The organism is Cellulosimicrobium protaetiae (assembly GCF_009708005.2).
GTDB lineage: Bacteria > Actinomycetota > Actinomycetes > Actinomycetales > Cellulomonadaceae > Cellulosimicrobium > Cellulosimicrobium protaetiae.
This window is the reverse complement of record NZ_CP052757.1, coordinates 3,563,867-3,586,213: the sequence shown is the minus strand read 5'-3', so window position 1 is coordinate 3,586,213 and position 22,347 is coordinate 3,563,867. Positions and strand designations below refer to the sequence as shown.

The following is a 22,347-nucleotide window of genomic DNA, read 5'->3' as shown; positions in this document are numbered from 1 at the left end:
CACCACCAGCCCGCGAGCACGACCTGGGGGTCGTCATCCGCTGGATGACGACCCCCAGGTCGTGCTCGGCGAGGTGCCGTTACGGCTGGTCGACCTCCGAGCCCACGAGGAACTGCGAGTACGCCCCGATGGTGAGGAACGTCGGGAAGTCCTCGGCGAGCGCGACGGCGCGGAACACGTTCGCGGCGTCGTCGATGCGGTTGCCCGGGGTGCGCGGCAGGTCGTCGACGATCTCGGCGAGGAGCGCCTCGACGCGGTCGCGCGTGATGGGCACGCCGTTCTCGGTGCGTGTGCCCGACGCGATCCACTGCCAGACCTGCGAGCGCGAGATCTCGGCGGTCGCGGCGTCCTCCATGAGGTGGTCGATCGCGGCCGCGCCGACGCCGCGCAGCCACGACTCGAGGTACCGCACGCCGACGGACACGTTGGACCGCAGGCCCGCGGCGGTCACGGTCGCCCCGGCGCGGCGGGCCGAGCCGATGTCGAGCAGCTCGTGCTGGCCCACCTCGACGTCGTCCCGCAGCCGCGACACCTGGTTCGGCGCGTCCCCCAGCACCGCGTCGAACTCGCCGCGGGCCACCTCGATGAGGTCGGGGTGCGCGACCCACGTCCCGTCGAACCCGTCCGTCGCCTCGCGGCGCTTGTCCGAGCGGACCTGCTCGAACGCGCGCTCGGTGACGTCGGGCCGGCGTCGGTCGGGGATGAACGCGCTCATGCCGCCGATCGCGTGCGCGCCGCGCTTGTGGCACGTCGCGACGAGCAGCTCGGTGTACGCCCGCATGAACGGGGCGGTCATGGTGACCTGCGCGCGGTCGGGCAGCACGTAGGAGTCGCCGCGCGTGCGGAACGCCTTGATGACGGAGAACAGGTAGTCCCACCGCCCGGCGTTGAGCCCGGCGCAGTGGTCGCGCAGCTCGTGGAGGATCTCCTCCATCTCGAACGCCGCGGGCAGGGTCTCGATGAGCACGGTCGCGCGGATCGTGCCCTGCGGCAGCCCCAGGTACTCCTGGGCGAGCACGAACACGTCGTTCCACAGCCGCGCCTCGCGGTAGCCCTCGAGCTTGGGCAGGTAGAAGTACGGCCCGCGACCACGCGCGACGAGCTCGTGCGCGTTGTGGAACAGGTAGAGCCCGAAGTCGACGAGCGACGCCGACGCCGACACGCTCACGCCGGCCCGGTCGACGTACCGCATGTGCTTCTCGATGAGGTGCCACCCGCGCGGGCGGAACACGATCGTCGGGAGGTCGGTGAGCGTCGTCGACCGCAGGCGGTACTCCTTGGGCTCGCCGTCGGGGACGTCGACGGTGTGGGTCAGCGTCCCGCGGATCGCGTCGTGCAGGGCGAGCTGGCCCTCGACCACGTTGCGCCACGTGGGGCTCGACGCGTCCTCGGCGTCCGCGAGCCACACCTTGGCCCCGGAGTTCAGGGCGTTGATCGTCATCTTCGGGTCGGTCGGGCCCGTGATCTCGACGCGGCGGTCCTCGAGGCCGGGCGCGCCGGTCGAACCGGCGACGCGCCAGGACGGGTCGTCGCGCACGGGCCGCGTCGCGGCGCGGAAGTCGGGGTCGATGCCGTCCGCGACGTCCTGCCGGCGCTGCTGCCGGTCCATGAGCAGCTCGTGGCGGCGGGCGACGAACCGGTCGTGCAGCAGCGTGAGGAAGTCGAGCGCCTCGGGCGTGAGGATCTCGCGGTAGCGCTCGCCCAGCGTCCCGGTGACGCGCAGCGTGCCGGTGACACGCGGGCTGCTTGGCGCAGAGGGGGAAGTCGGAGGGGGAGAGGTGGTCGTGGTCAGCGTGGTCATGGCGTGCTCCGAAGGTCGTGCTCCCGCGAGATAGAACCCCGAGCTTCGAGGTAGAGCGCTGCGAGCTCTATCTCGGGCGCGCGGGTTCTATCTCGCGGGAGGGGAGGGCTTAGTGGAACTGGGCGGTCTCGGTGGACCCGGCGAGCGCGAGGGTGGCGGCGTCGGGGTTGAGAGCCGTGGCGACCCGGTCGAAGTAGCCGGTGCCGACCTCCCGCTGGTGGCGGGTGGCGGTGTAGCCGTCGGCCTCGGAGGCGAACTCGGCCTCCTGCAGCTCGACGTAGGCGGTCATCGCGCGCTCGTTGTAGCCGCGCGCGAGCTCGAACATGGAGTGCGAGACGGCGTGGAAGCCGGCCAGCGTGATGAACTGGAACGCGTAGCCCATCGCGGCGAGCTCCTTCTGGAAGCTCGCGATCTGGGCGTCGTCGAGGTGCTTCTTCCAGTTGAACGACGGCGAGCAGTTGTACGCGAGCTTCTTGTCCGGGTACTGCGCGTGGATCGTCTCGGCGAACGTGCGCGCGAGCTCGAGGTCGGGCTCGCCCGTCTCGACCCAGATGAGGTCGGAGTACGGCGCGTACGCGAGGCCGCGCGCGATCACCGCGTCGAGCCCCGGGCGCACCCGGTAGAAGCCCTCGGACGTGCGCTCACCCGTGAGGAACGGCTGGTCGCGCTCGTCGACGTCGGACGTGAGGAGGTCCGCGGCGAGCGAGTCGGTGCGGGCGATGACCACGGACGGCACGCCCGCGACGTCGGCGGCGAGGCGCGCGGCGTTGAGCGTGCGGATGTGCTGGCTCGTCGGCACGAGGACCTTGCCGCCGAGGTGGCCGCACTTCTTCTCCGACGCGAGCTGGTCCTCCCAGTGCACGCCCGCCGCGCCCGCGGCGATCATCGAGTGCATGAGCTCGTACGCGTTGAGCGGGCCGCCGAACCCGGCCTCGGCGTCGGCGACGATCGGGGCGAGCCAGTCACGGCCCGGCTCGTCCGCCGAGCCGGACCGCTCCGCCGTCTCGATCTGGTCGGCGCGCAGGAGCGCGTTGTTGATGCGGCGCACGACGGCGGGCACGGAGTTGGCGGGGTAGAGCGACTGGTCGGGGTAGGTCTGGCCGGACAGGTTCGCGTCGGCCGCGACCTGCCACCCGGACAGGTAGATCGCCTTGAGGCCCGCGCGCACCTGCTGCACGGCCTGGTTGCCGGTGAACGCGCCGAGCGCGGCGACCCACTCCTCGGTGTGGATCTGCTCCCAGAGCTTCTCGGCCCCCCGACGCGCGAGCGTGTGCTCCTCGCGCACCGAGCCGCGCAGCGCGACGACGTCCTCCGCGGTGTAGTCGCGCTGCAGTCCGGCCCAGCGCGGGTCGGTCGCCCACTGCTCGGCGATCTCCGCCGCGGTCTGGGTCTGGTCGCCGGGGCGGGAGCCGTCGCTCCCGGCGCGATCCGGGGTGCGGCCCGCGACGTCCGCCGTCGTCGCGACGGCGCCGAGCGGACGGGCGCCGCCCGCGTACTCGGACGGGGAGCGGCGGCTGACGATGGTGGGCCTGTTCACGGGTGCCTCCTGGTGGTGCGCCGGTCCGCGCTGCGCGGACCGGACGGGCCGGTCGGTGGACCTCGGCGAGGTCCGTGCCTCGACCTTCCTCCCGCTGACAACCCCGTCTCAAGCCAGATCGCGCGAAAGAATCGCGGTTCTTCTCTTGTGCGGAAGGAGTGGCGCGTGTCACTCTCAGTCATGGCTATCCCGACGACGCGACCGGCCGGAATCGCGGAACATGCGGATATTCCGCTCGAGAGCGAGCCCGACGCCCTGACGATCGGCCGCAGGATCCGGCACCTGCGCACCGCGCGGGGCCTCACGCTCGACGAGCTCGGCGCGGCGATCGGGCGTGCGCCGTCCCAGGTGTCGCTCCTGGAGAACGGCAAGCGCGAGCCGAAGTTCGCCCTGCTCCAGGCTGTCGCGCGGGCGCTCGGCGCGAGCCTCGACGACCTGCTCTCGCCCGAGGCGCCGTCGCGCCGGGACGCGCTCGAGATCGAGCTGGAGCGCGCGCAGCGCGGCCCGCTCTTCGACGCGCTCGGCCTGCGCCCGGTGCGCGTCGGCAAGTCGCTGCCCACCGACGCGCTCGAGACCATCGTCGCGCTCGAGCGCGAGCTCCAGCGCCTGCACACCGAGCGCGCCGCGACCCCCGAGGAGGCGCGTCGCGCCAACGCGGAGCTGCGCGCGACCATGCGCGCGCAGGACAACTACTTCCCCGAGCTCGAGGACGCGGCAGCGCAGCTGCTCGACGGCGTCGGTCACGCGGGCGGGCCGCTCCCGCAGCGGGTCGCGGCGGACATCGCGGCGCACCTCGGCTTCACGTTGCACTACGTGGGCGACCTGCCGCACTCGACCCGCTCGGTGCTCGACCTGCGCCACCGCCGCGTCTACCTGCCGAGCAACGGGATGCGTGGGCGGTCCAACGCGACGTCAGCGCTGCTCCAGGCGCTCGCGCCGCACGTGCTCGGTCACGCGGAGCCGCGCGACTACCGCGAGTTCCTGCGCCAGCGGGTCGAGGCCAACTACCTCGCGGCGGCGCTCCTGCTGCCCGAGCGCCACGCGGTCAAGGCGCTGCGGGCCGCGAAGGACGCACGCGAGATCTCGATCGAGGACCTGCGCGACGCGTTCGCCGTGTCGTACGAGACGGCGGCGCACCGGTTCACGAACCTCGCGACGAAGCACCTCGGCATCCCGGTGCACTTCATGAAGGTCCACGAGTCGGGTGTCATCCACAAGGCGTACGAGAACGACGGTGTGCGCTTCCCGGCCGATCCGCTGGGCGCCGTCGAGGGGCAGTACGTGTGCCGGAGCTGGACCGCGCGCACGGTGTTCGCGGTCGAGGACCGGCTCAGCCCGTTCAGCCAGTACACGGACACCCCGAGCGGCACCTACTGGTGCACCTCGCGCGTGCAGGCGTCCGCGGACGGTGAGTTCTCGGTGAGCGTCGGTGTGCCGTTCGCGCACGTGAAGTGGTTCCTGGGCCGCGACACGACCGAGCGTCTGGTCTCCCGCTGCCCCGACGGCGCGTGCTGCCGCCGCCCGCCGGACGCGCTCTCCGACCGCTGGGCCGGGCAGTCGTGGCCGAGCGCCCGACCGCACGCGTCGATGCTCGCCGCGATGCCGACCGGCGCGTTCCCCGGTGTCGACACCACCGAGGTGTACGCGTTCCTGGACCGGCACGCCCCGGCCGGGTAGCGCACGAGCGCCGCAGCGTCCCCGGAGGGCCGCGGTCAGTCGTGCCAGGCGCCGACCCACTCGTCCCAGCCCGGCCCGTCCTCGAGCCGGGCGTCGGCCGCGGCCTGCTCGCGCAGACCGCGCACCACGAGCCCGAGGTAGCGCAGGTGCAGCGCGTCCGACTCCGCGCGGGGGAGCGGGAGCGGCGGCCGCAGGTGGACCACGAGCTGCATGACGTCGGCGGGGGTGAAGCCGTCGGGGACGCGGCGCTCCGCGCGGTCGAGGGCGATGAGGCGGTCCAGACCTGCGCGGAGCCGGTCCGACGCCGCCGCGAGCTCGGGCGGGATGGGGCTCTGGGCGCCCGGGGGGCGGAGCAGCGGGCCGGTGGCATCCGTGATGTGCCGTGCCAGGAAGGTCGCGACGGCGCCGTCGTCGCGCGCGTCGTCCGAACCGGATGCCGCCTGCCGTGCGTCCGCCACCGTCGAGGCGAGGTCCGCGACCTCCTGGACCGCCGCGACGTGGAGCGCCTCGACGAGCGCCTCCTTGGTGGGGTAGCGCCGGTAGACCGAGCCCACGCCCACGCCCGCGCGCTGCGCGACCTCCGAGATCGGCGCCCCGTGGCCTTGCAGCGCGAAGACCTCGCGCGCGGCGGCGAGGATCGCCGTGTCGTTGGCGCGGGCCTCGCGTTGGCGGCCGGGGAGCGGGGGCGGGGCGGGTACGACGTCGGGCATGGCGTCACCGTAGCCCGGAGGGGGTACGATCGCGAGCCGGAACGGAATCTCCGTTCCGATAACTGATCCCGTCCGAGAGCGAGCCCCGTGCCCACCCGCCGCACCACGACCTCCGACACGCCGACCCTCGACACGCCGACCCACGACGCGGCGCGCTCGCCGGTACCCGCCGACGCCCCTCCCGCGAGCGCGGGCGTCGCGGAGGGCACGGCCCCGCAGCCGGCCCTCGTGACCGCCGCGCTCAGCGTCGTCGTGCTCGCGTTCTCGCTCATGCAGACGCTCGTGGTGCCCGCGCTCCCCACGCTCGGGCGCGAGCTCGACGCCGGTCCGCAAGGGACGGGGTGGATCCTCACCGCCTTCCTCCTCGCCGGCGCCGTGCTCGCCCCGGTGGTCGGCAACCTCGGCGACCGGTTCGGCCACCGGCGCGTGCTCCTCACGACGCTCGCCGTCTTCGCCGCCGCGACGATCGTCGCCTCCGCCGCGCCGAGCCTCGGGGTGCTCCTCGGTGCCCGGGTGGTGCAGGGCGTGAGCACGGCGACGTTCCCGCTGGCGCTCGCGCTCGCGCGGAACCTGTTGCCTCCGCCCCGCGTCCCGGCGGCCTTCGGCTGGATCTCGGGGATGATCGGCCTCGGCGCGGGCGCGGCGCTCGTGCTCGGCGGTGTGATCGTCGAGGCGCTGTCGTGGCGGTGGATGTTCGTGCTCGCGGCCGTCCTGATCGCGGTCGCGGCCGTGCTGGTGCTCCTGTGGGTCCCGGCGGCGAGCGCGCGGTCCCAGCGACGGCGCACCGACTGGCCGGGCATCGTGCTGCTCGCCGGCGGGCTCGTCGGGGTCCTGCTCGCGGTGTCGCAGGGCGGCGCGTGGGGATGGTCGTCGCCCCGCACGCTCGGCGTCGGTGCGGTCGGGGTCGTCCTTCTCGTCGCGCTCGTGCTCGTCGAGCGGCGCACCGAGGCGCCGCTCGTGGACGTGCGCACGTTCCGCCACGGGCCGCTCGCGCTCGTGAGCGTCCTCACCGCGGCCGTCGGGTTCGTGCCGTACGTGTGCTACGTCGCGCTCCCGGTGCTCATGCAGGCGCCCGCGGCCACCGGATACGGGCACGGGCTGGACGTGACCGCGTCGGGGCTCGCGATGCTGCCGAGCGCCGTCCTGGTCTTCCTCGGCGGCCGGTCCACCCCGCTCCTCGTGGCGCGCGTGGGTGCGGCCGCCACGTCAGGCGTCGCGGTCGGGGTCATGCTCGCGGGGTCGGTCGGGCTCGCGCTGTGGCCGACGGTGCCGTGGGCGGTCGTCGTCGCCTTCTCGGTGCTGGGCCTCGGCAACGGGATCGGCTACGCGATCTGCGCGCAGCTGGTCGTGACGTGGTCGCCGCCCGAGGAGATCGGCGCCGCGACCGGGCTCAACAGCGTGATCCGGACGGTCGGCTCGGCGGCGGCTGCGCCGGTCGTCGCGGCGCTGCTCGCGGGCGCGACGACGGAGGGCGACCCCGCCGGACCGTTCGCCGCGTCGTTCTGGGTCGCCGCGGCCGTGAGCGCGGCCGGCGTCCTGGTGGCCATGGCGCTTACCGTCCTCAGCCGATCGAGCCGCCCTGCGTCGGCGCGTCCATCGCGTCCTTGAGGCGCGCGGTGTCGGCGTCGGTCCAGCCGTCGGGGGCGTGCAGGGCGGCGAAGCCGTCGGCGTACTCGAGGTGGTAGACGTGGCCGTGGCCGGGTGGGATGTCCGAGGCGGCCGCGACGAACAGGTCACCCGTGAGCTGCCAGAACGTGACGAACGGGTACCACCGCACGTCGCCCAGCACGTCCGGGCCGCGCGGCTCGCGGAGCCAGTCGGGCTCCGACCACAGCGTCTCCGGTCCCCACCAGGTGACGCCGTCGGACGCGTGCTGGAGGTAGACGACGCGCGGCTCGTCCCACCCGGGGCCTGGGCCCCAGAGGTCCGCGACCCCGGTCTCGACGGGGTCGCCCCAGCGGACCTGCCGGCCGTCGTCGAGCACGGGTGCGTACTCGAGCGACCCGGGATCGCGCGCGTCGGTGAGCTCGCGCCACATCGGCGTGAACCCGGGCGTCCCGGTGAACATCGCGCCGTCGGAGCGGGCCTCGACGTCCTGGACGCCGCTGAACGCGCCCTGCATGCCGAACGACCCGAGCGAGATGCCGAACGCGAGCAGGCGCGGGCGGCCGTCCTCGGGAAGCTCCGACCAACGGTCGTACACGGCCTCGAACAGCGCCTTCCCGGCCGCGGGCGGGGTCGAGCGGTCGCCCACGAAGCTGATCCAGCTCGGCAGGTACGAGTACTGCATGCTCGCGATCGCGGTGTCGCCACCGTGCATGAGCTCGAGCGCCTCGACCATGCCGGGGTCCACCCAGCCCGTCCCGGTCGTGGTCGCGACGACGAGGACGGACCGGTCCCACGCGTCGGTGCGGTCGAGCTCGTCGACGACGCGTGCCGCCGTGGCGTCGAGGTCGCCGTCGGGATCGAGGCCGGCGTAGGCATGGATCGGCTCGCGCACGTCCGCGGGGTCGACGACGTCGCCCGCCTCGGCGAACGCGCTCAGCTCGTCGACGGTCGGGCCGGACACGACGAACTTGCGACCCTCCGCGCCGAGCGAGCCCCACGTCTCGGGGGACGCGTCCGACCCGGACCGCTCGGGCTGGACGGGGGGCGACAAGCGCGGGTCGACGTCGGCGTTCGCGGTCGCGTAGATCGAGTTCAGCGCGTTGAGCGCACCCGACCAGACGACGCCGTTGAACACCAGGACGACGACCACGGCAACCACGACGCCGCTGACGAACCGCGCGACGGGAGCGGGCACGACGTTGTCGACGACGAGGCTGAGCCAGCGCGCGAGGCGCCGCAGACCCCGGCCCACCTGGAGCACGAGCAGCGCGACGGCGAGCGCGACGAGGAGCGTGACGACCTCGCGTCCGGGCACGTCCTCGGACATGCCGAACAGGTGCCGCAGCTCGATCTGGCGGCGCGCGCCGAGGACGAGCGAGAGGGGCACGAGCACGACGGTCGCCCCGGCCAGCACCCACCACGCGACCCGGCTCGCGCGCGCCGTCCACCGGATGCGCAGCCCGACCTTGACCGCGAACCACTCGACGAACGCCCCGACGCCGTACCCGCCGACCGCGCTCACGCCCGAGATCACGGCCTGGTAGTACCAGGCGCGCGGGATGAGCGACGGGGTGAACGACAGGCAGAACCACAGCAGCGCGAGCACCAGACCGGTCGCCGAGAACCGCCGCAACCACCGCCCCCACACGCCGTGCCGGGGCCGCTCCTCGTCGACGGGCTCAGGGGCGCGGGTCTCCGTCACGGTGGGCTGCACATCGCGAGCGTAGGCGAGGCGCCTCGAACCGTCCCCTCGAACCCCCGCGCCCCCGTCGCCGACCGTCAGGCCTCCAGGAGCAGCGCCTCGCCCTGGCCCCCGCCGCCGCACAGCCCGACGGCGACGCGCCCGCCGCCGCGGCGTGCGAGCTCGTGCGCCGCGTGGACCGCGAGGCGGGCACCGGACGCACCGATGGGGTGGCCGAGCGAGATGCCGCCACCGTGCACGTTGACGACGTCCGGCGAGACGCCGAGCACGCGCGTGGACACCGCGACGACGGTCGCGAACGCCTCGTTGATCTCGACGAGGTCGAGGTCCTCGACCGTCCACCCGGCCCGGTCGAGGGCCTGGCGGATCGCGCGCGCGGGCTGGGAGTGCAGCGACGTGTCCGGGCCGGCGACCTGGCCCCACGCCCGCACGGTCGCGAGCACGGGCGCGCCCGCGGACTCGGCCCGGGCGCGGGTCGTCAGCACGAGCGCGGCGGCGCCGTCGGAGATCTGCGACGCGTTGCCCGCGGTGATGGTGCCCTCGGGGTCGAACGCGGGTCGCAGGCGCGCGAGGCCCTCGACGCTCGTGTCGGGGCGCACGCCCTCGTCGTCGCGCACCTCGACCGGCTCGCCTCGGCGCTGCGGGACGCTCACGGGCGCGAGCTCGGCGTCGAACAGGCCGTCCTTCGCCGCGGCCGCGGCGCGCTGGTGCGAGGCCGCCGCGACGGCGTCCTGCTCCTCGCGCGACACGAACACGTCGCCGGTGTTGGTGCGCTCGGTCGAGACGCCCATGGAGGCGCGGTCGAACGCGTCGGTGAGCCCGTCGCGCGCGACGGCGTCGACGAGCGTCGCGTCGCCGAACGCGAACCCGGCGCGCGAGCCGGGCAGCAGGTGCGGCGCGTTGGTCATGGACTCCTGGCCGCCGACGAGCACGACCTCGGCCTCGCCGGAGCGGATCATCCGCGTCCCGTCGATGACGGCGGTCAGGCCGGACAGGCACACCTTGTTCACCGTCACGGCGGGCACGTCCCAGCCGATGCCGGCGCCTGCGGCCGTCTGGCGCGCGGGGTTCTGCCCCGCCCCGGCCTGGAGCACCTGGCCGAACACCACGGCGTCGACGGCGTCCGCGCCGAGCCCCGAGCGCTCGATCGCGGCGCGCGCGGCGACGGCGCCGAGCTCGACCGCAGTCAGCGCGGCGAGCGAGCCCTTGAGCCGCCCCTGGGGAGTGCGGGCGGCGGCGACGATCACGACGTCGTCGGGGCGGGCGGCGGGAGAGGCATCGCGGGAGTCGTGGGGGATAGGAGCGGTGGTGCTCACGGCTGGACCTCCAGGGGTGCGGACGGCGGTGTCTGCGCGGGCGCCGGGGGTGTGGTGCCCGCTCGTACGGTGGTCGTGCCGGCGACGGCGTCGTCCACGAGCCCGAGCAGGAGCCCGAGGAACACGTCCGGCTCCTCGAGGTGGGGGCTGTGCCCGACGCCGGGCCGCACCTCTTCACGGTACCGCCCGCCCGCGGCCGCGTAGGCGTCGAGGACGGCCCGGGTCTGAGCGACCATCGGCTGCGGCGGGTGCGTCTCGGCGCCCGGCCAGCCGGGTACCGCACCGAGCGCGCCGAGCTGTGCGAGGTCGAACAGCGAGGCGTCCGAGACGATCGCGTCGGCGTCGCCGCGCACCCACAGCACCGGTGCCGTCGCGCCGGAGGCCGCGAAGCCGGACAGGTCGCAGTACCTCGCGCTGATCGCGTTGTTCATGCCGCCCGTCCCGGGTGCCACGCCGGGCCACGTGCCCGACGGCGTGTGGTCGCCCGGGTAGTTGCCGTCGCCGGTGCGCGTGGAGAGCACGGAGTCGAGCAGCAGCTCCTCGAGCGCGCCGAGCGGCTCGCCGAGCGAGGCCGGGTCGGCGACGTAGAAGCGGCGCAGCACGTCGCGGGGCGACCCGGCGTCCTCGCTGCGGTCGCCGGCGGCGAGCGCCGCGACGAACGCGGGGTTCGCCGTCCCAGCGCCCGATCCCGCGAAGTCGGGGGAGAGCGGCGTCCCGTCGACGTCGCGCGTGCCGCCGAACCCGTAGGGCGACATGGGCGCCTCGAGGAGGACCGCGTCGAACAGGTCGGGCCGGTCGGTCGCGAGCTGGAGCACGACCCCCGCCCCCGCGGAGTGCGCGACGGCGACGAGCGGGCGCGCGAGATCGAGCGCGTCGACGACGGCCGCGACGTCGTCCGCGTAGTCCCGCACGCCGCGCGTCGCGTCGACGGGACGGACCTCGGCGTCCCCGTACCCGCGCAGGTCGACGGCGACGCCGCGCACGTCGGCGGGCAGCGCGCGCAGCAGGGGGTCGAAGAACGCCGACGACGAGCAGTTGCCGTGCACGAGCAGGACCGTGGCCCGCGCGTCGCCGTCGGCCACGACCTCGCGCACGTGCTCGCGCCCGCGCGGGGTGGGGACGTCGTGGCGCAGCACGTCACGCCGCAGCACGTCGCGCGTCACGACGGCGTCCCGGCGGCCTGGGTGGACGGCCCCGGGCCGGCATCGGCGACGTCGAGCGGGGCGTCGTCGAGCGCGACGGCGAGGTCTGGCTCGGTCGCGGCGCGCACGTCGTCGACGCTCACGCCGGGTGCGGTCTCGCGCAGCACGAGGCCGTCGGGCGTCACGTCGATCACGGCGAGATCGGTGATGATCCGGTGCACGACGCCCCGCCCGGTGAGGGGCAGCGAGCACGAGCGCAAGATCTTGGGCGAGCCGTCGCGCGCGACGTGCTCCATGAGGACGATGACGCGCGCGGCCCCGTGCACGAGGTCCATCGCGCCGCCGGGGCCCTTGACCATCTTGCCGGGGATCATCCAGTTGGCGAGGTCGCCCGTCGCGGAGACCTGCATGCCGCCGAGGATCGCGGCGTCGATCTTGCCGCCGCGGATCATGCCGAAGCTCAGCGCGGAGTCGAAGAACGCGGCGCCCGGCAGGACGGTGACGGTCTCCTTGCCGGCGTTGATGAGGTCGGGGTCCACGGCGTCCTCGGTCGGGTACGGCCCGACGCCGAGGATCCCGTTCTCCGACTGGAGCACGAGGTGCTTGTCCTGGGGCACGTAGTTGGGCACGAGCGTCGGCAGGCCGATGCCGAGGTTGACGTACCAGCCGTCCTGGAGCTCGCGCGCGGCGCGCGCGGCCATCTCGTCACGGGTGAGCGCCATGCCTCAGCCCTCCTTCACGCTGGTCGCGGTGCCCGACGGCGCGGGCGCGGGCTGGTCGGTCGTGGCGACCGGGCGCACGGTGCGACGCTCGATGCGCTTGGGCGCGTCGGGGCCGACCTCGACGACGCGGTGCACGAACACGCCGGGCAGGTGCACGGCGTCGGGGTCGATCTCGCCGGGCTCGACGAGCTCCTCGACCTGCGCGACGCACACGCGGCCCGCCATCGCGGCGAGCGGGGAGAAGTTGCGGGCCGACCGGTGGAACACGAGGTTGCCGTGCCGGTCGCCGCGCAGCGCGTGCACGAGCGCGAAGTCCGTGGTGATCGCGTCCTCGAGGACGAACTCGGCGTCGTCGGCGAACGCGCCGTCGCGACCGCGCGGCCCGACGCCGAACGTGCGCACCTCCTTGGGCGCGCTCGCCTGCGCGACGCCGCCCGCGCCGTCGTACCGCTGGGGCAGGCCGCCCTCGGCGACCTGCGTGCCGACGCCCGTGCGCGTCCAGAACCCGGCGATGCCCGCGCCCCCGGCGCGCAGCTTCTCCGCGAGCGTGCCCTGCGGGGTGAGCTCCAGCTCGAGCTCGCCCGAGAGGAACTGCCGCTCGAACTCCTTGTTCTCGCCGACGTACGAGCTCGTCATCTTCCGGATGCGCCCCGCGCCGAGCAGGACGCCCAGGCCCCAGTCGTCGACCCCGCAGTTGTTGCTCACGACCCACAGGTCGCGCGTGCCCTGGGCGAGCAGCGCCTCGATGAGCGCGATGGGGTTGCCGCACAGGCCGAACCCGCCGACGGCGAGCGACGCGCCGTCGGGCACGTCCGCGACGGCCTCGGCCGCGGACGCGACCACCTTGTCCAGCCCGGTCCCTCGTGGGGACGCGATCGTGGGGCTCATGCCGTGACCTCCTCGTCACTCGCCGGTCCGGGTCCGCCGCTCGTGACGGCGGCCAGGGCCCGCAGGGTCTCGCCCGCGACGGCCTCGACGCCGGGCGGGCTCATGATGATCGTGTAGTGATTGATACCCGCTACGTCGCGGGTGCGCAGCCCCGGCAGCCGCGCGCGCCACGCGGCGAGGTGCTCGGGCGAGTAGAGGGCCTCGGGCTCGTCGAGCAGGCCGCGCGGCGCGCGCAGCAGCACGAGGGGCACGTCGAGCGGGTGGTCGCCCGCGAGCGCGTCCGCGAGCGGCCCGCCCTCGTAGAGCTCGAGCGAGTCGGCGGAGACCGCCGCGCCCGACGACGCCGGGCGCAGCGCGGGCGCCTCGCCGACGAGGTCGTAGTCGACGTACCCCGCGACGACGTCGCCCCACGGCTCGTCCCACGCGCTCGCGAACGCGGGGTGCGCGCGCCAGAAGCCGCGGTACTCCTCGTGGTCGGCGAACGTGCGCTCGAGGCGCTCGACGGCCGGGCCGAGCAGGGCGCGCAGGACCTCGTCGTGCGTCGCGTCGGGCGCGAGCCCGGTCGGCGGCGGGAGCGGGATACCGCCGTCGACGAGCACGAGCCGGGAGACGCGGCCGGGGTGGCGGTGCGCGAGCACGACGGACACGAACGCCCCCATGGAGTGGCCGAGCGCCACGACGCGGTCGATCCCCAGCGCGTCGAGGACCGTCGCGAGGTCGTCCGCGTGCGCACCCATGCCGTACGGGCCGGGCAGGGCGTTGCTGCGCCCGCGCCCCCGCAGGTCGGGCGCGACGACGCGCACGCCCGGGAGGGCCGCGGCGACCGCCGGCCACGCGCGGTGCGACGCCGTGATGCCGTGCACGGCGAGGACGGTCGGGACCGCGTCGTGCGCGGGGTGCGTGCCGCCGTCGGGCCGGGCGCCCGGCCCGGGTGCGAGCGGGTCGACCGGGTCCCACACGCCGACGCGGAGACGGCCGCCCGCGACGGGCACGTCGAGCGTCGCGTAGGTGTGGGTCGCCGCGGTGACGTCGTGCGACGCGCGCGCGGGGTCCGTCGTCGGGCGGGCAGCCGTGCCCGCGGTCGCACCCGCGGTCACCGGGCGCTCCAGCCGCCGTCGATCGTCCACGAGGCCCCCGAGACCATCGACGCGTCGGGGCCGGTGAGCCAGCCGACGAGCGACGCGACCTCCTCCGGCTCGACGAGCCGCTTCACCGCGGACTCGGCGAGGAGCACCGTCGCGAGCACCTCGGACTCGGGGATGCCGTGCACGCGCGCCTGGTCCGCGATCTGCCTCTCGACGAGCGGCGTGCGCACGTACCCGGGGTTGACGCACACGCTCGTCACGCCGTGCGGGCCGCCCTCGAGCGCCGTCACCTTGGACAACCCCTCGAGCCCGTGCTTCGCGGACACGTACGCCGACTTGAACGGCGACGCGACGAGGCCGTGCACGGACGAGACGTTGACGACGCGCCCGAACCCGCGCGCGTACATCCCCGGCAGCGCGGCGCGGACCAGCAGGAACGGCGCCTCGAGCATGATCGCGTGGAGCAGGCGGAAGTCGTCGGGCCGGAAGTCCTCGATGGGGCTCACGCGCTGCACGCCCGCGTTGTTGACGAGGACGTCGACGTCGAGCGTGAGGTCGTCGAGCGCGCGCGTGTCGGCGAGGTCGACGACCCACGCCTCGCCGCCGAGCTCGTCCGCGAGGCGGCGCGCGCCGTCGGGGTCGACGTCGGCGACGGTCACGTGCGCGCCGCGCGCGGCGAGCTCGCGCGCGCACGCGGCGCCGATGCCGCTCGCGCCGCCCGTGACGAGCGCGCGGCGCCCGGCGAGCGTCGGGGCGCCGGACCCGGCGGGGATGCCTGCGGGGACGGTGGCGGCGGCGGTCATCGCGCGTCTCCTTCGGTGTCGGTCGTGGTGGCGGGTCCGGTCCCGGCCGGTGGGGCGGCCCGCGGCGCGGCGAGCGCGCGCTCGATGAACTGCATGGTCTGCTCGAACACGTGCGGCGGGACCTCGGCGGCCGCGGTGTCGTACGACGGCGGCTCCGCGCCCTCGTCCCAGCGCCCGCCCCACAGCACCCAGCGCATCCCGACGATCTCGCCGATGCCCATGAGCGCCCAGGCGGCGACCTCCGGGTCGACGTCGTGGCCGACCTCGCCGTTCGCGCGCGCCTTGTCGAGCCCGGTCATGTAGCCCTCGACGATGCGCGCGTAGTGGCGGCGCAGCGCCCCGGGCGAGACGAACTCGGCCTGCCGCACGATGCGGTAGAGCGCCGGGTGCTCGGCGGTGAAGCGGAAGAACGCTTCGAAGCCCGCACGCTCGGCGGCCAGACGCGTCGTCGCCTGCGAGCTCGCCTCGATCATCGCGTGCCGCACGCGGCGGTTGAGGTCGTCGACGAGCTCGTCGAACACGTCGATCTTCGACTCGAAGTACAGGTAGAACGTGCCCTGCCCGACGCCCGCGGACTCGGTGATCTTCACGATCGACGCGTCGTGGTACCCGACCTCGGCGAACACCTGCTCGGCCGCGGCGAGGATCTTCGCCCGCGTGCGGTTGCCGCGGGCGGTGCGGGGCTGGGTGCTCATGAGTCCTCCGGGACGGTCACGCGCTCGGCGAGCGAGCGGCGCGACACCTTGTGCAACGACGTGCGGGGCAGGGACGGGACGAGGTCGAAGCGGCGCGGGACCTTGAAGTGCGCGAGCTCGCGGCGGCAGAACGCCTCCAGGTCCTCGGCGTCGGTGGGGACGCCCTGGCGCGGGACGACGAACGCCGCGCCGACCTCGCCCCACCGGCCGTCGGGGACGCCCACGACCGCGACGTCCGCGACGCCGGGGTGCCGCCGGAGCACGGCCTCCACCTCGGACGGCGTGACGTTCTCGCCGCCGACGATGAAGACGTCCTTGATCCGGTCCACCACGCGGTAGTACCCGTCGGCGTCGCGCTCGACGAGGTCCCCGGTGCGCAACCAGCCGTCGTGCAGGACGGCGGCCGTCGCGGCGTCGTCGCGGAAGTAGCCGGCGAACACCCCGGGACCGCGGACCAGCAGCTCGCCGGACGCCGGTCCGTCGAGGTGCCGGCCGGTCACCGGGTCGGCCACCGCGACCTCGACGTGCGGGTACGGCGTCCCGGCGGACCCGATGCGTTCGCGCGCCTGGTCGTCGGGCAGGCACAGCACGTTGGGCCCGGCCTCGGTGAGCCCGTACCCCTGCGAGAGCGCGACGCCGCGCCGGTGCCACGTGCGCAGCAGCGGCTCCGGCATGGGCGCGCCACCCACGACGGCGTGCCGCAGCGACGACAGGTCGGCGTCCGCGAAGCCGGGGTGCTCGGCGAGCAGCAGGTAGTTCGTCGGGACGCCCATCATGGTGGTGACGCGGCGCTCGGCGACGAGCTGGAGCACGCGCTCGGGCTCGAACGTGCGCTCCAGGACGACCGTCGCGCCGGTCCACCACGCGAGCAGGGGCTGGATGTTCCAGCCGCCCGCGTGGAACTGCGGCAGCACGCTCAGCACGACGTCGTGGCTCGTGAGCTCGACCGTGCGCGAGAGCGAGAGGTTGGTCCAGAAGCAGTTCGCGTGCGTGAGCAGCGCGCCCTTGGGCGTGCCCTGCGTCCCGGACGTGAAGACGAGCAGGAGCGGGTCGTCGTCGCGCACGTCCCGGCGCTCGGGCGCGGGCGCCACCGCGGCACGGTCTGCGCCACCTGTACCCCGTGCGCCGTCGGTCAGCCGCGGGCGGCGCGACGGCGCGGGGACCCGCGCCTCGACGCCGCTGCGGCCGAGCTCGGTGCGCCGAGGCGGCAGGACGAGCCGGTCCAGGGCGACGTCGGCCAGCGCGGAGAACTCCTGCTCGACGAGCACGAGCGCGGGGTCGGCCTGCTCGAGCTGGGCCGCGAGCTCGCCGGGCGACAGGCGCCACGAGAGCGGCGCGAGGACGAGCCCCGCCTGCGCGCACGCGAAGAACAGCACGACCTGGTCGGCGCTGTTGCCCGTCACCGTGGCCACGCGGTCCCCGACGCCGTAGCCCGCCTCGCGGAACGCGGCCGCCAGGGTGCTCGCGCGCTCGTGCAGGTCGCGGTAGCGCAGGGTCACGCCCCGGTCGTCGACCGCGACGCGGTCCGGCGTCGCGAGGGCGCGGTCGCGCGTCCAGCGCCCGAGGGTGTGCAGGCCGTCCTGCGCGCCGGGCCGGTGCTGCGTCATCGTCATGCCACCTCCTCGAGGCGCTCGCGGGCTCCCTCCCGATCCTCCCGCGGGCGGCGGCGCGCGGCGAGGCGCGACGCGGCGCCGGCGATCCCGCCGGGCAGGAACATCACGACGAGGATGAAGAGGGTCCCGAGCAGGAACAGCGGTTCGCTGAGCGGCACGCGCAGCACGGCCGGGAGGTCCGCGACGGCCGCGGAGCTCGCGAGCGTCCCGAGCCGCTGGTCGAGGATCGTGTAGAGCACGCCGCCGACGATCGCGCCCCACCGGGACCCGACGCCGCCGAGCACGACCATGACGAGCAGCGTGAGCGTGAAGTCGGCCGACGTCGCGCGCGGCACCGCACCGGACTGGAGCAGCAGGTACGCCATGCCGACGACTGTCGCGAGCGTCGCCGCGAGCACGAACACGAGGAGCTTGACGAGGTAGGGGCGCCCGCCGATGACGCGCACGCGCATCTCGTTCTCGCGCGTCGCCGCCGCGACGTGCCCGGCGCGCGAGCGCTCGACCCACAGCACGACGAGGTAGACGCCGACGAGCACGGCGAGCGCGAGCCAGTAGAGGTTGCGTGTGTTGAGCACCCCGACGAACGCGTCGGGGACGTTCCCGGTCGCGAGCGCCAGGCCCTCCTCTCCGCCGGTCGCCCCGCCGGGGTTGCGGCGCACCAGCACGTTGCCCGCCTGGGCGAACGCGAGCGTGACCATCGCGAAGGAGATGCCGGTGACGCGCAGCGAGATCGCGCCGACGACGTGCGCGAGGACGATGCCCCCGACGAGCACGAGCGCCGCGGCGGGCAGGAGCGGGATCTCGGTCGTGTCGAGCACGATCGCGAGCCCGTAGACGCCGGCGGCAAAGTAGAGCGCGTGGCCGAAGCTCAGCAGGCCCGCGACGCCGAACAGCAGGTGGTAGCTCAGGGCGAGCGCGCCGATGAGCCAGCACAGCGCCATCATCTGGAGCGCGCCGGGCGTGTAGGTGGGGCCGGGCAGGACGCCCGGGACGTGGATCGCCAGCAGCGGGAGGCACGCAAGGAGCGCGACGAGCGCGACGCCCGCGAGCGTGCGGACGAGCGTGCCCGACGGCGCCCGACGGGCGTTCCGGTGGGCGCGCGGTGCGTCGTCGGCGGGGGCCGCCGCGGCCGGGGGAGCGGTCTGGGTGGTCATGCGGCTGCCCTCCCGAGGAGGCCGGTGGGACGGACGAGGAGCACGAGCGCGAGCAGCAGCACGACGATGAGGTCGCCGTAGCCGAGGTAGTAGTTCGCGAACTGCTGCAGGACCGCGACGAGGACGGAGGCGACCGCGGCACCGGTGAGCGACCCGAGGCCGCCGATCACGGTGACGATGAACGCGAAGATGAGCAGCGACCCGCCGAGGTGCGGCGAGACGTAGCCGAAGTACTGCGAGGCGAGGACGCCGCCGAGTCCCGCAGCCGCGCCGCCGAGGGCGAACACGAGCGTGAACGCCTTGCGCACGTCGATCCCGAGCGCCGTGACCATGGACCGGTTCTCGACGCCCGCGCGGATGATGAGCCCGTAGCGGGTGCGCCGGAGGAACAGCACGATCGCGCCGAGCACGAGCGCCGCCGCGGCGATCGCGACGAACCGGTCGTTGGGCACCGGCGCGCCCGCGAGGTCGGTCGTGCCCTTGAGCCACGCGGGCCCGGAGATGAACTCGGGGTCTGAGCCCCACATGCCCTCGAACAGCGCCACGGACGCGAGCGAGAGCCCGACCGTGACGAGCACCTGCTCGATGTGCCGCTCGTAGAGCGGGCGGATGAGCAGCAGCTCGGTGAGCGCCGCGGCCCCCGCCCCGACGACCGCACCGGCGACCAGCGAGAGCGCGAACACACCCCACGAGTCCGCGCCGAGCGAGCGCGCGACGAACCAGCCGCCGAACGCGCCGAGCGTGAGGAACGACCCGTGCGCGAAGTTCAGCACGCCCATGAGCCCGTAGATGAGCGACAGGCCCGACGCGACGAGGAAGTACAGCGCCCCGAGGCCGAGCCCCGTGACGAGGAGAAGGACGATCGTGCTCACCGGGCCACCGCCCCTTCGGTTCCGTGGTGGTCGACCTCGGCGTGCACGCCGAGGAGCTGCTGGACGCGGTCGGGATCGTCGAGGAGCTCGCGCGCGGGGCCGGTGTGCACGACGCGGCCCGCGTCGATCACGACGACACGCTCGGCGAGCCGCTCGATGACCTCGAGGTTCTGCTCGACGAGCAGGATCGGCACCGTGCGGGCCGCCTCGGCGAGCGCGTCCGACACCTCGCCGACGATCCGGGGCGCGAGGCCCTTGGTGGGCTCGTCGACGAGGAGCAGGCGGTTGGTGTTGAGCAGGGCGCGCGCGAGCGACACCATCTGCTGCTGGCCGCCCGAGAGCGTGCCGGCGCGCTGCGCCGCGCGCTGCACGAGGTCCGGGAACAGCTCCGCGACGAGCTCGCGGCGCGGGTGCGCGTCGCGCTCCGCGAGCCGCAGGTTCTCCGCGACCGTGAGCCCGGCGAACACCTCCCGGTCCTCGGGCACGTACCCGACGCCACGGCGCACGATCCTGTCCGTGCGCTCGCCGTCGACGCGCTCGCCCGCGAGCCGCACCTCGCCGCGGCGCTCGATCAGGCCGAGCACGGCCTTGAGGGTCGACGTCTTGCCGACGCCGTTACGCCCCAGCACCGCCGTGACGCCCGTCGCCGGGACCGAGAACGTCACGTCCTCGACGACCTGCTGTCCCGCGATGCGCGCGGACAGCCCGCGCACCTCGAGCACGGGCACGTCGGCCGTCGCTCCGGTCCGGTCGGTCCGGTTCCTGCCGGCGATCATGCTGCCTCCCCTGCCGTGACGCCCAGGTAGGCGCTCTGCACCGTCGGGTCCGCCATGACGGCGTCGGGGGTGTCGCACGCGAGCAGCTCGCCGTGGTGCATGACGGCGACGCGGTCCACGAGCCCCAGCACGACGTCCATGTGGTGCTCGACCATGAGTACCGTGCAGCCGGTCGCGTGCAGGTCGCGGATGACCTCGACGAGGCCGGGCACGTCGGCCGACGACACGCCCGCCATGGGCTCGTCGAGCAGCACGACGCGCGGCTCCGTGGCGAGGAGCACCGCGATCTCGAGCTTGCGCTTGTCGCCGTGCGACAGGTCCCCGGCCGCGACGTCGGCGCGGCGCGTGAGCCCCACGGTCTCCAGGTGCCGGTCGGCCTCCCGCGTCGCGGCGTCGCCGCGACGCGGGAACCGCAGCACGGACAGGGCGCCGCCGAGGCGCCCCTGCGCGGCGAGCCGCACGTTCTCCCGGACGCTCAGGCGCGGGAACAGGCTCGACGTCTGGAACGTGCGGCCCAGCCCGGCGCGGGCGCGCGCGGCCACCGAGGCGGTCGTCACGTCCGCGCCCTCGAGGAGCACCGACCCGCTCGTCGGGCGGTGGATCCCCGAGACCAGGTTGAAGAGCGTCGTCTTGCCCGCACCGTTCGGCCCGATCACCCCGAGCATCTCGCCCCGCCCGACGGCGAGGCTCACGCCCTGGAGGATGCGCGCCCCGCCGATCTGGAGGCCGAGCTCGCGGACCTCGAGCGCGGGGAGGGTGTGCGGCTCGCCCACGTCAGCCCGCCTCGGCCGGCGCGACGTCCTCGCCCGGCACCTCGGTGACGAGCTCGGGGACCCAGGCGTCGCCGTCGGCCACGAGCTTGACCTGGTACATCGGCTGGACCAGGGCGTGGTCGGACGCGCGGACCGTCGTCGTGCCCTTGGGGCCCTCGAAGCTCCAGCCCTCGAGGGCGTCGACCATGCCCTCGACGTCGTCGCCGCCCTCGGTGATCGCGTGGACGATCATCTGCGCCGCGACGAAGCCGTCGGGCGTGAAGAGGTCCGCCTGCTTGCCGGCCTCCTCGACCGACGCGAGCATCGCGGCCTCGACGTCGGTGCCCGCCGCGCCCGGGAAGTAGTGGTTGAGGAAGTCGACCTTGCTCGCGGCGCCGCCGTACGCGCCGTAGGTCGCGACGTCGCCGAGGCCGGTGACGACCGTCGTCGAGTCGAGCACGCCCTGCTGGTCGAGGCCCTGCCACATCGCGCCCGACGTCGCCCCGGCCCACGCCACGAACACGAGGTCGGGCGCGGCGTCGACGATCTGGTGCGCGAACGGCGTGAACTCCGTCGCGTCCTCGGGCACGAGCACGCTCGTCACCTCGGCGCCCTGCGCGCCGAGGACCGCCTCGACCGCGGCGAGGTTGCCCTGGCCGAAAGCGTTGTCCTGCGCGAACACGACGACCTTCGCGCCGTCGGGGTCGACGAACGTCCCCGCCGTCGCGACGTCCTGGAGCGACTGGCGCCCCGAGCGGAAGGTGTAGTCGTTGATGCCCGTGAGCGCGTCGACCGCGGCCGGGCCGGAGATGTAGAGCACCTTGTTCTGCTCGGCCTGCTCGGCGAGCTTGAGCGCCACGCCGGACACGACCGTGCCCCCGAGGATCTGGTAGCCCTTGCCGATGAGGTCCTTGGCCTGGCCGACCGCCTTGTCGGGGTCGCCGCCGTCGTCGTGGAAGGTCACGTTGACCGGGCGGCCGTCGACCTCGCCCGTGCCGTCGGTCGCGTGGTCGAGACCGGCCTGGAAGCCCTCGTAGTAGGCCTCGCCGTAGGCCGCGAGCGGCCCGGTCTTGGAGTAGATGATGCCGACGTCGACCGGCTCGGCGCTCGCGCTGCTCTCGCCTCCGGTCGTGTCGCCGCCGGTCGCGTCGGTCGGCGCGCACGCGGCGAGCACGAGGCTCGCGGCCGCGAGCGCGGCGACGGCGAGTGCCGGCCGCTGGGACTTCTTCGTCCGCATGACTTCGCCCTTCGTTGGGTGGTCCTGGGGGAGCGCCGCTCAAAAACATGAGAGGCGATTCAGGTTGCGGGAATCATGGATCCGCGATCGACGCGATGTCAACCCGCGCCGGTCACGATCCGGCCACAGGGCCGGATGCGGGAGTGTTGACAGGTGATTCAGGTCACACGTAACGTCCGCTTCGCCCGGGTCCGGCGCGCAACGGTGCGCGTCGCGGCGCGTCCAGCGCCGACGGCGACCCGACCTCGACGTGGAGG

19 protein-coding genes are annotated in these 22,347 nt (G+C 74.5%); 2 read left to right on the top strand and 17 right to left on the bottom strand.

Annotated features, from left to right (window positions below):
• Nucleotides 1-79 precede the first annotated feature (79 nt).
• Both aceB and aceA read right to left on the bottom strand, forming a co-directional pair.
• The gene (aceB, locus tag FIC82_RS15465) at nucleotides 80-1,801 is read right to left on the bottom strand and encodes a malate synthase A (RefSeq protein ID WP_154799093.1); all 1,722 of its coding nucleotides are present in this window, start codon (nucleotides 1,799-1,801) and stop codon (nucleotides 80-82) included.
• A 109-nt stretch (nucleotides 1,802-1,910) separates the two neighbouring features.
• On the bottom strand, nucleotides 1,911-3,338 hold the full coding sequence (gene aceA / locus FIC82_RS15460; RefSeq protein WP_256390395.1) for an isocitrate lyase: 1,428 nt from the start codon (nucleotides 3,336-3,338) through the stop codon (nucleotides 1,911-1,913).
• Nucleotides 3,339-3,518: 180 nt separating this feature from the next.
• Here aceA and FIC82_RS15455 point away from each other — a divergent pair, with 180 nt between their 5' ends.
• Entirely contained in the window at nucleotides 3,519-5,015 is a 1,497-nt protein-coding gene (locus FIC82_RS15455; RefSeq protein WP_154800391.1) for a helix-turn-helix transcriptional regulator, read from the top strand.
• A gap of 35 nt (nucleotides 5,016-5,050) precedes the next feature.
• Here FIC82_RS15455 and FIC82_RS20860 read toward each other — a convergent pair whose 3' ends face one another.
• Nucleotides 5,051-5,725: a TetR/AcrR family transcriptional regulator gene (locus FIC82_RS20860; protein WP_216609917.1), complete on the bottom strand. Its 675-nt coding sequence runs from the start codon at nucleotides 5,723-5,725 to the stop codon at nucleotides 5,051-5,053.
• Between the two features lie 87 nt (nucleotides 5,726-5,812).
• On the opposite strand from FIC82_RS20860, the gene FIC82_RS15445 reads away from it, so the two are divergent.
• Entirely contained in the window at nucleotides 5,813-7,333 is a 1,521-nt protein-coding gene (locus tag FIC82_RS15445) for an MFS transporter (protein WP_154799092.1), read from the top strand.
• Here the strand turns inward: FIC82_RS15445 and FIC82_RS15440 are convergent.
• The 14 genes from FIC82_RS15440 to FIC82_RS15375 form a co-directional block, all read right to left on the bottom strand.
• Entirely contained in the window at nucleotides 7,287-9,047 is a 1,761-nt protein-coding gene (locus tag FIC82_RS15440; protein WP_216609916.1) for an alpha/beta hydrolase, read from the bottom strand. The genes FIC82_RS15445 and FIC82_RS15440 overlap by 47 nt on opposite strands.
• Before the next feature lie 65 nt (nucleotides 9,048-9,112).
• Entirely contained in the window at nucleotides 9,113-10,333 is a 1,221-nt protein-coding gene (locus FIC82_RS15435; protein ID WP_168732315.1) for an acetyl-CoA C-acetyltransferase, read from the bottom strand.
• 14 nt (nucleotides 10,334-10,347) lie between these two features.
• Nucleotides 10,348-11,514 (bottom strand): alpha/beta hydrolase, encoded by a 1,167-nt coding sequence (locus FIC82_RS15430; RefSeq protein WP_216609915.1) that lies wholly within the window; start codon nucleotides 11,512-11,514, stop codon nucleotides 10,348-10,350.
• The gene (locus tag FIC82_RS15425; protein WP_154799091.1) at nucleotides 11,511-12,215 is read right to left on the bottom strand and encodes a CoA transferase subunit B; all 705 of its coding nucleotides are present in this window, start codon (nucleotides 12,213-12,215) and stop codon (nucleotides 11,511-11,513) included. The genes FIC82_RS15430 and FIC82_RS15425 overlap by 4 nt, the downstream gene beginning before the upstream one ends.
• Before the next feature lie 3 nt (nucleotides 12,216-12,218).
• Nucleotides 12,219-13,103 (bottom strand): CoA transferase subunit A, encoded by an 885-nt coding sequence (locus FIC82_RS15420; RefSeq protein ID WP_154799090.1) that lies wholly within the window; start codon nucleotides 13,101-13,103, stop codon nucleotides 12,219-12,221.
• On the bottom strand, nucleotides 13,100-14,200 hold the full coding sequence (locus FIC82_RS15415) for an alpha/beta hydrolase (RefSeq protein WP_168731964.1): 1,101 nt from the start codon (nucleotides 14,198-14,200) through the stop codon (nucleotides 13,100-13,102). Before FIC82_RS15415 ends, FIC82_RS15420 begins: the two co-directional genes overlap by 4 nt.
• Nucleotides 14,197-14,991 (bottom strand): 3-hydroxybutyrate dehydrogenase, encoded by a 795-nt coding sequence (locus FIC82_RS15410; RefSeq protein ID WP_154799089.1) that lies wholly within the window; start codon nucleotides 14,989-14,991, stop codon nucleotides 14,197-14,199. Before FIC82_RS15410 ends, FIC82_RS15415 begins: the two co-directional genes overlap by 4 nt.
• Nucleotides 14,988-15,686: a TetR/AcrR family transcriptional regulator gene (locus FIC82_RS15405; protein WP_154799088.1), complete on the bottom strand. Its 699-nt coding sequence runs from the start codon at nucleotides 15,684-15,686 to the stop codon at nucleotides 14,988-14,990. Before FIC82_RS15405 ends, FIC82_RS15410 begins: the two co-directional genes overlap by 4 nt.
• Nucleotides 15,683-17,299, bottom strand: a complete 1,617-nt coding sequence (locus FIC82_RS15400; protein WP_253691216.1) for a class I adenylate-forming enzyme family protein — start codon at nucleotides 17,297-17,299, stop codon at nucleotides 15,683-15,685. Before FIC82_RS15400 ends, FIC82_RS15405 begins: the two co-directional genes overlap by 4 nt.
• The gene (locus tag FIC82_RS15395; RefSeq protein ID WP_154799087.1) at nucleotides 17,296-18,453 is read right to left on the bottom strand and encodes a branched-chain amino acid ABC transporter permease; all 1,158 of its coding nucleotides are present in this window, start codon (nucleotides 18,451-18,453) and stop codon (nucleotides 17,296-17,298) included. Before FIC82_RS15395 ends, FIC82_RS15400 begins: the two co-directional genes overlap by 4 nt.
• Complete coding sequence (locus FIC82_RS15390; RefSeq protein WP_168731963.1) at nucleotides 18,450-19,325, bottom strand: branched-chain amino acid ABC transporter permease; 876 nt, start codon at nucleotides 19,323-19,325, stop codon at nucleotides 18,450-18,452. The genes FIC82_RS15395 and FIC82_RS15390 overlap by 4 nt, the downstream gene beginning before the upstream one ends.
• Nucleotides 19,322-20,101, bottom strand: coding sequence for an ABC transporter ATP-binding protein (locus FIC82_RS15385; protein WP_154799086.1), 780 nt, complete (start codon nucleotides 20,099-20,101; stop codon nucleotides 19,322-19,324). Before FIC82_RS15385 ends, FIC82_RS15390 begins: the two co-directional genes overlap by 4 nt.
• The gene (locus FIC82_RS15380) at nucleotides 20,098-20,874 is read right to left on the bottom strand and encodes an ABC transporter ATP-binding protein (protein ID WP_168731962.1); all 777 of its coding nucleotides are present in this window, start codon (nucleotides 20,872-20,874) and stop codon (nucleotides 20,098-20,100) included. The genes FIC82_RS15385 and FIC82_RS15380 overlap by 4 nt, the downstream gene beginning before the upstream one ends.
• A 1-nt stretch (nucleotide 20,875) precedes the next feature.
• Entirely contained in the window at nucleotides 20,876-22,090 is a 1,215-nt protein-coding gene (locus FIC82_RS15375; RefSeq protein ID WP_154799085.1) for a substrate-binding domain-containing protein, read from the bottom strand.
• Between the last annotated feature and the right edge of the window lie 257 nt (nucleotides 22,091-22,347).

Excerpts from the sequence above, each read along its gene's own strand:
- aceB (WP_154799093.1), bottom strand. The coding sequence starts at position 1,801 with ATGACCACGCTGACCACGACCACCTCTCCCCCTCCGACTTCCCCCTCT.
- FIC82_RS15455 (WP_154800391.1), top strand. The coding sequence starts at position 3,519 with ATGGCTATCCCGACGACGCGACCGGCCGGAATCGCGGAACATGCGGAT.
- FIC82_RS20860 (WP_216609917.1), bottom strand. The coding sequence starts at position 5,725 with ATGCCCGACGTCGTACCCGCCCCGCCCCCGCTCCCCGGCCGCCAACGC.
- FIC82_RS15425 (WP_154799091.1), bottom strand. The coding sequence starts at position 12,215 with ATGGCGCTCACCCGTGACGAGATGGCCGCGCGCGCCGCGCGCGAGCTC.
- FIC82_RS15420 (WP_154799090.1), bottom strand. The coding sequence starts at position 13,103 with ATGAGCCCCACGATCGCGTCCCCACGAGGGACCGGGCTGGACAAGGTG.
- FIC82_RS15410 (WP_154799089.1), bottom strand. The coding sequence starts at position 14,991 with ATGACCGCCGCCGCCACCGTCCCCGCAGGCATCCCCGCCGGGTCCGGC.
- FIC82_RS15405 (WP_154799088.1), bottom strand. The coding sequence starts at position 15,686 with ATGAGCACCCAGCCCCGCACCGCCCGCGGCAACCGCACGCGGGCGAAG.
- FIC82_RS15400 (WP_253691216.1), bottom strand. The coding sequence starts at position 17,299 with ATGACGATGACGCAGCACCGGCCCGGCGCGCAGGACGGCCTGCACACC.
- FIC82_RS15395 (WP_154799087.1), bottom strand. The coding sequence starts at position 18,453 with ATGACCACCCAGACCGCTCCCCCGGCCGCGGCGGCCCCCGCCGACGAC.
- FIC82_RS15385 (WP_154799086.1), bottom strand. The coding sequence starts at position 20,101 with ATGATCGCCGGCAGGAACCGGACCGACCGGACCGGAGCGACGGCCGAC.
- FIC82_RS15375 (WP_154799085.1), bottom strand. The coding sequence starts at position 22,090 with ATGCGGACGAAGAAGTCCCAGCGGCCGGCACTCGCCGTCGCCGCGCTC.